The organism is Streptomyces sp. NPDC001406 (assembly GCF_042895285.1).
Classification (GTDB): Bacteria; Actinomycetota; Actinomycetes; order Streptomycetales; family Streptomycetaceae; genus Streptomyces.
The window spans coordinates 432629-439374 of the sequence record NZ_JBIAWG010000008.1; the positions used below are offsets into that span (position 1 = coordinate 432629).

Below are 6746 nucleotides of genomic sequence, written 5' to 3' on the forward strand. Positions count from 1 at the left end.
TCTATCTCTCCTTACAGCGTCTCAAAGCGCGCGTTAGATGTGGTCCTCGGCGAATTCGGACTCGAGCTCGTCAACTTCTTCTTGTGCAAGGTCGAGGAGGGGGAAGTCGGACGGGGTGTGGCCGCCGGCGGCGGGGTCGGTGGTGTGTGCGGCCAGGCCGTGCAGCATCTCCAGCCACAGCCCGCCGAGGCGTTCGGCCTCGGATTCCTCCAGCAGCCCGCCGGCCCAGCTGAGGGTGACGGTCAGCTCGGGGCCGTCCGGGGTGTCGCGGACGACGGCGCCGGCATCGAGGGCGTGTGTGACGGGGGCGTCGGGTTCGGCGGCGCCGCCGACCGCCGTCTGGCCGGCCATCTGCCAGGCGCGGACGGGACGGGACTGCTCACCGGCGGTGAAGCGGCCGAGGTAGTTGAACCCGACCTGGGCGGTGGGGAGTTGGGCGAGCACCTGGGCCGTGTCGGGGTTGAGGTGACGCAGCAGACCGTAGCCCAGTCCGTCCCCGGGCACGGCGCCCACCTGCTCCTTGACTGCCTTGAGCAGCGCTCCGGCAGCCGGGCCGCCGGAGCGGGCCTGGGGCAGGTTCACCCCGGCGGTGTCCAGCCGGAGGGGGTGGACACCGGTGAACCAGCCCATCGTGCGGGACAGGTCCACCCCTTCCATCGGCTCGCGGCCGTGGCCCTCGATGTCGACCAGGACCCGGCCGGCCGGACCTGGCCGCCAGGAGGAGATCGCCCCGGCCAGGGTGGCGAGCAGCACTTCGTGCAGCCCGCAGTGGAACACGGCCGCCGTCCGCCCGGCCAGCACCGCCGCCTGTTCCACGGGCACGGTCCAGGAGCGGTGCCTGAGCGTTCGTACGGTGTCCCGGTCCGGATCCAACTGCCGGACGCCGAGCAGCGGTTCCTCACCTCGGAGCAGTTCGGTCCATCCCGGCAATTCGGCGCGCCGCTCGTCGCTGCGGGCCTGGGTGGTCAGCAGGTCCGCCCAGCGGCGGAAGGACGTACCCGTCGGATCGAGGGCCGGTGTCTCGCCCACGGCCACGGCCTCGTACGCGGCCTGCAGATCCGGCAGCAGGATCCGCCACGACACGCCGTCCACCGCCAGGTGGTGGACCACCAGCACCAGGCGGCCCACTCGTGCTGGCCCGGCATCGGCCCACACCACCTGCAGCAATACGCCCGAGGTGGGATCCAGCCGCTCCACCGCTTCGCGGGCCGCCCGGCCCACCACCTGATCGAGGTCGCCGTCGGTGGCGTCGACGCGGCTGATCAGCGCGGCCGCGTCCACCGACCCGGGCTCGCGCACCACCAGCCGCGATCCCCCGTCCTCGACGCGGGCGCGAAGCATGTCGTGCACATCGATGACGGCAGCAACGGCCGTGCCGAGCGCCTCCCGGTCGAGTCCGGCCGGTGCGCCGACGACCATCCACTGCGCGAACCGCGCGTCGGCGGCCCGCTCACCCATGGCCTTCATCGCGGGCGTCCAGGCGACCTCGCCCACGCCATCGTCGGCGTCGCCAGGCGACTGGCCGTCGACGGGCTGGGCAACGAGAGCCAGGCGCTCGACGGTCTTCTCCTCGAACACCTGCCGTGGCGTGACCACCCATCCGGCGCGCCGGGCCCTCGATGCCAACTGCATCGACATGATCGAGTCGCCACCCAGCTCGAAGAAGCCGGCATCGGCCGCGACCTCTTCCAGCCCCAGCACCTCGGCGAACAGCCCGCAGAACAGCTCCTCTTCGGGCGTGACCGGAGCCCGGCCCGCCCTGCCGCCGGGCGCCTCGGGCACGGGCAGAGCGGCCCGATCCACCTTGCCGTTGACCGTCAACGGCAGCGCCTCCAGCACCATCACCGCCGACGGGACCATGTACTCGGGCAGCGTCTTGGCGACGTGCTCGCGCAGCAGTGAGGTGTCGAGTCCGGCGCCGGTGGCCGGGACGGCGTAGGCGACCAGTCGCTTGTCGCCCGGCCGGTCCTCGCGGGCGACGACCGCGGCCTGGCCGACGTCCGGGTGGGCGGCGAGCACGGCTTCGACCTCGCCGGGCTCGATACGGAACCCACGGATCTTGACCTGCCCGTCCGCCCGCCCGGCGAAGTGCAGCTGCCCGTCCGCGCTCCAGCGCGCCAGGTCTCCGGAGCGGTACATCCGCCCACCGGGTACGAAGGGACAGGCCACGAACCGCTCCGCGGTCTGTGCCGCACAGCCCACATAGCCGCGGGCCAGGCCGGAGCCGGCCACATACAACTCGCCGGTGATGTCCGGGGGGACCGGCCGGAGAAAGTCGTCCAGGACGAAGACCCGGGTGTTGCCGATGGGGCGGCCGATCGGCGGCGCCGGGTCCTGCGGCCGTATGCCTGGGTCCAAGGCCGTCGCCGTGGTGATCACGGTGGCCTCGGTCGGCCCGTAGGTGTTCCATATCTTCGACCGGGCCGTCCACCGGGCGGCCAGGTCGGCGCTCAATCGCTCAGCGCCCAGCACCCAGTTCGTCACTCCGGGCACGGCGGCCGGATCCAGCACACCGAGCAGCGACGGCACCACACTCGCCACGCTCACACCCGCCGTACGGATCATCTCCGCCAACGCGCCCGGGTCGCCCCGCTCCTCGCTCGCCGCGATGGCCAGCGTGCCGCCGGCGGCAAGGGTGACGGCCACGTCGAGGACGGCCGCGTCGAAGCTGAATGACGCGAACTGCAGCGTCGTGACGCCCTGTTCCGCGCCGAGGACCGGGCGCATCGCCTCCGCCAGGTTCGCCACACTGCCGTGGGCGATGGCCACGCCCTTCGGACGGCCGGTCGAGCCGGAGGTGTAGATCACGTACGCCAGCCGGTCGGGGCTCGGTGACAGCGACAGCGGCTCCGCCGACTCCGCGGCGATCGCCTGCTCGATCTCGTCGAGCAGCACGACCCGCTCCGACGCCTGCAGCAGGCTGTCGAGTGCGTCGGTCGTGCTGACGGCCACCGTGGCCGCACTGTCGGCGATCATGAACGCCAGCCGGTCGGCCGGGTACTGCGGATCCAGCGGTACGAAGGCACCGCCGGCCTTCCAGACGGCCAGCTCGCCGACCACCATGGCGACCCCGCGCGGCAGGCACAGCGCCACGCGTGACTCCGGACCGACCCCGAGGCGGCGCAGACACCGGGCCAGTTGGTTGGAGCGCGCCTCCAGCTCCGCGTACGACAGCTGCTCTGCCCCGCAGCGGACGGCCACGGCTTCCGGCACGCGTCGCGCCCAGTCCTCGAACCGCTCCAGCACCGTGCCCGTCGGCACCGGCCGGGCGGTGTCGTTCCACCGCTCCACCACCGACGCCCGCTCCTCGCCGTCCAGCACGTCGATCTCGCCCACCCGGAGCCGAGGGTTCGCCGCGATCTGCCGCAGCACCCGTACCAGCCGACGCCCGGTCCGGGCTGCCGCGTCCCGATCGAACAGGTCCGGCCGATAGGTCAGTTCGATCTGGAGCCGGTCGTGCGGGGTGATGCCCAGGGTGAGCGGAAAGTTGGTGGCCTGACGCGTCTCCAGGCCGGAGAAGGTGAGCACGTCGGGATCGGACGGCCGTGCCGGGGGCCGAGGGAAGCTCTCGTACACCACCAGCGTGTCGAAGAGCGCCCCTGCTCCGCCGAGCTTCTGGACCTCTGCCAGGCCGAGGTGCTGGTGCGTCAGCAGAGCGGACTGCCGCGCCTGCAGTTCGGTGAGCAGATCACCCACCGGCTGAGCGGGGTCGAGCCGCACACGTACAGGGAGGGTGTTGATGAAGAGGCCGACCATCGACTCCACACCCGGCAGCTCCGGCGGCCGCCCGGCCACGGTCGCGCCGAAGACGACGTCACGGCGGCGGGCAAGGCGCGCCAGCACCAGCGCCCAGGCACACTGCACTACGGTGTTGACCGTCACCCCCTGGGCACGGGCCAGCTCCTCCAGCGCCCGAGTGGCCTCCTCGGACAGCTCGGTGGCGAACTCCTCCGGCAGCACCGCCACCCTGGCCGGGTCGGCCGGCACGATGAGCGTCGGCTCGTCGGCCCCGGCCAGCTCCGCCCGCCACGCGGCCCGCGCCGCCTCTTTGTCCTGACGGTTCAGCCAGACCAGATGGTCCCGGTACGACGCCGCCGCGGGCAGCGCCCGGGTGTCCCCGCCTGCCGCGTACACCGTGGACAACTCGCCCAGCAGGACGGGCATCGACCAGCCGTCCATCAGTATGTGATGGGTCGTCATGACGAGGCGGTGGCGGTCCGCTCCGAGGCGTATCAGCAGCAGCCTCAGCAGCGGCGCGACCGCCAGGTCCAGCGGCTGCGCCCGCTCCTCGGCGGCCAGGGCGTCGGCCCGGGCCGACATGTCCGCCTCCGGCAGGTCCGACAGGTCGACCTGCTGCCAGGGCAGCGTCACATCACGGGTGATGAGCTGCACGGGCTCACCCGATTTCCGCTCGTGGAAACTCGCCCGCAGTGCGGCATGGCGAGCCACCAGCGCCTCCCACGACGCCCTGAACCGATCGGCGTCCAGGCAACCGTCGACCGCCAGGACGCACTGCATGGCGTAGACATCGGGTCCTTGGTGATCGAAGGCGGCGTGAAAGAGCATCCCCTCCTGCAAGGGCGACAGCGGCCACACTTCTGCCAGGGCAGAGCCCTTGGCGGCGGTCGGCGACTTCACAGGGACCGTCCTCCTTCGAGTCGTGCGGCTATTGCTTCGAGTTCTTCGACCTCGTCCTGTGAGAGATCGAGGAGGGGGAAGTCGGACGGTGTGTGGCCGCCCGCGGTGGGTTCGTCGGTGGTGTGCGCGGCCAAGCCCCGCAGCATCTCCAGCCAGAGCCCGCCGAGGCGTTCGGCCGCCGCGTCGTCGAGCAGGCTGCCGGGCCAGCTGAGCGTGAGGGTCAGCTCCGGTCCGCCCGTGGTGTCGCGCACCACCGCACCGGCTTCCAGGGCGTGTGCCACGGGCATGTCGGGGTCGGCCGCGCCACCGACCGCCGTCTCGCCGGCCAGCTGCCAGGCGCGGGCGAGGCCGGACTGCTCGCCAACGGTGAACCGGCCCAGGTAGTTGAACCCGATCTGGGGGGTGGGGAGTTGGGCGAGGATGTCGGCCGTGTCGGGGTTGAGGTGGCGGAGCAGGCCGTAGCCGAGCCCGTCACCGGGGACGGAGCGCACCTGTTCCTTGACTGCTTTGAGCAGTGCGCCGGCCGCTGGGCCGCCCGTCAGGGCTTCTGCCAGGTCGGCAGGTGTTGTGTCCAGGCGGACGGGATGGACGTTGGTGAACCAGCCGACCGTTCGGGACAGGTCCACGCCTTGCACGGGTTCCCGGCCGTGCCCCTCGACATCTATCAGCATGTTGGTGGCGTCGGTGGGGCGCCAGTGGGCAACCGCTCCGGCCAGAGTCGCGAGCAGCACTTCGTGCAGGCCGCAGTGGTACATCGTGGGCGTCTGGCCGGCCAACACGGCTGACTGCGCGGCGGGTACGGCCCATGAGTGATGGTGCAGGGTGTGGACCGTGTCCAGGGCCGGATCCAACGCGCGGTCGGCGAGCGGCGGTTCGTCGCCTTGGAGGAGTTCGGTCCAGGCTTGGAGTTCCGCGTGCCGTTCGTCGCTGCTGGCCTGGGTGGTCAGCAGCTCCGCCCACCGGCGGAAGGAGGTACCCACCGCGTCGAGGGCCGGTGTGCCACCCGCGATCACTGTCTCGTATGCGGTCTGCAGGTCAGGCAGCAGGATCCGCCACGACACTCCGTCCACTGCCAGGTGGTGGACCACCAGCACCAGACGGCCGGTGCGGGACGGTCCCGCATCCACCCACACGACCTGCACCATCACGCCGGAGGCGGGGTCCAGGCGCTCCACTGCGTCGCGGGCCGCACGACCGGCAACCTCGTCCAAGTCACCGTCGGTGGTGAGGGTCGCGTCCAGGTGGTGGATCAGCTCGGCTGCCGTCACGGTTCCCGGCTCACCGACGATCAGCCGCGTCCCGTCGTCCTCGACGCGGGCGCGCAGCATGTCATGGGTGTCGAGGACCGCGCCCACGGCCGTGGCCAGTGCATCCCGGTCCAGCCCGGCCGGTGCGCCGACGACCGTCCATTGCGCGAAGCGGGATCCGATGACCGCCTGTTCGCCGAGTGTCCGCATCACCGGCGTCCAGGGCACCTCGCCCACGCCGTCGTCCGCCGTGTCGGCCGTATCGGCGCCGACGGGCTGGGCCACCAGTGCCAGGCGTTCGACGGTCTTCTCCTCGAACACCTGCCGCGGGGTGACCACCCAGCCGGCGCGTCGGGCTCGCGACGCCAATTGCATCGACATGATCGAGTCGCCGCCCAACTCGAAGAAACCGGCGTCGGCCGCCACCTCTTCCAGGCCCAGGACCTCGGCGAAGATCCGGCACAGGGTCTCCTCGACCACACCTTCCGGCGCCCGACCGGACACCTGCTGCGCGAAGTCCGGTGCCGGCAGGGCGGCCCGGTCCACCTTGCCGTTGACCGTCAGCGGCAGCGCCTCCAGCACCACCACGGCGGACGGGACCATGTACTCCGGCAGCGTCTCAGCCGCGTATGCACGCAGTGTGTTCGGCAGGTCCTCCTCGGACCGGTCCGAGAGATCCGCGACAACATAGGCGACGAGTCGGCTGTCACCGGGTGTGTCTCCGCGTGCGATCACAGCCGACTGGGTGACTCGCGGGTGACTGTCGAGGGCGGTTTCGATTTCGCCGGGTTCGATGCGGTACCCACGGACCTTGACCTGCGTATCGGCCCGGCCGAGGAACACCAACTCCCCCTCATCCGT

At 71.6% G+C, this 6746-nt stretch carries 2 protein-coding genes; both read right to left on the reverse strand.

Annotated elements, in window-relative coordinates:
- Positions 1–33: 33 nt before the first annotated feature.
- Complete coding sequence (locus ACFY1J_RS22160; RefSeq protein ID WP_390731727.1) at positions 34–4638, reverse strand: amino acid adenylation domain-containing protein; 4605 nt, start codon at positions 4636–4638, stop codon at positions 34–36.
- Positions 4635–6746: condensation domain-containing protein (locus tag ACFY1J_RS22165; RefSeq protein ID WP_390731728.1), on the reverse strand; the 2112-nt coding region annotated here is incomplete at its 5' end. The genes ACFY1J_RS22165 and ACFY1J_RS22160, both read right to left, overlap by 4 nt.